Origin of the sequence: Pseudomonas sp. MD195_PC81_125 (assembly GCF_014060985.1) — a bacterium.
In the GTDB taxonomy this organism is placed as follows: Bacteria; Pseudomonadota; Gammaproteobacteria; order Pseudomonadales; family Pseudomonadaceae; genus Aquipseudomonas; species Aquipseudomonas parakoreensis.
The window spans coordinates 1-610 of sequence record NZ_JABULD010000984.1 but is presented as its reverse complement, the minus strand read 5'-3'; the positions used below and the strand labels follow the sequence as shown (position 1 = coordinate 610).

2 protein-coding genes are annotated in these 610 nt (G+C 53.1%); both read left to right on the top strand.

Translation table 11 applies throughout. The annotated features are described in order from the left end of the window. Positions 1 to 287: protein phosphatase CheZ (locus tag HT737_RS30730; protein WP_182404700.1), on the top strand; the 287-nt coding region annotated here is incomplete at its 5' end. 54 nt (positions 288 to 341) lie between these two features. Further along, the coding region (locus tag HT737_RS30725) for an Hpt domain-containing protein (protein WP_182404699.1) at positions 342 to 610 on the top strand (269 nt) is incomplete at its 3' end.

Below are 610 nucleotides of genomic sequence, written 5' to 3'. Positions count from 1 at the left end.
ACATCCTGCTGGCTCAGGATTACCAGGACCTCACCGGTCAGGTGATCAAGCGTGTGACCCAACTGGTCACCGAAGTCGAAAGCAATTTGCTCAAACTCGTCCTCATGGCCAGTCAGGTTGACCGCTTTGCGGGCATCGAACACGACCGTGCCGCGATGCTTGCAGAAAAAGATCCACAAAAACATCTCTCGCAGGGTGAAGGTCCGCAGATTCATGCCGATAAACGAGAAGACGTTGTGTCCGGTCAGGACGATGTGGACGATTTGTTATCCAGCCTCGGATTCTAGAGTTTTGGAATTTTAGGTTTTTTGGGTTTTTAGACCTGTAGGAGCACCCCATTAATGAGCTTCGGCGCCGATGAAGAGATCCTTCAGGATTTCCTGGTTGAGGCCGGCGAGATTCTTGAGCAACTGTCCGAGCAACTGGTCGAGCTGGAAAGCCGCCCGGATGACGCAGATCTGCTCAACGCAATTTTTCGCGGTTTCCACACTGTAAAAGGGGGCGCCGGCTTCCTTCAGCTCAACGAGCTGGTGGAGTGCTGTCACATCGCCGAAAACGTGTTCGACATCCTGCGCAAGGGTGAACGTCGCGTTGATGCAGAACTGATGGA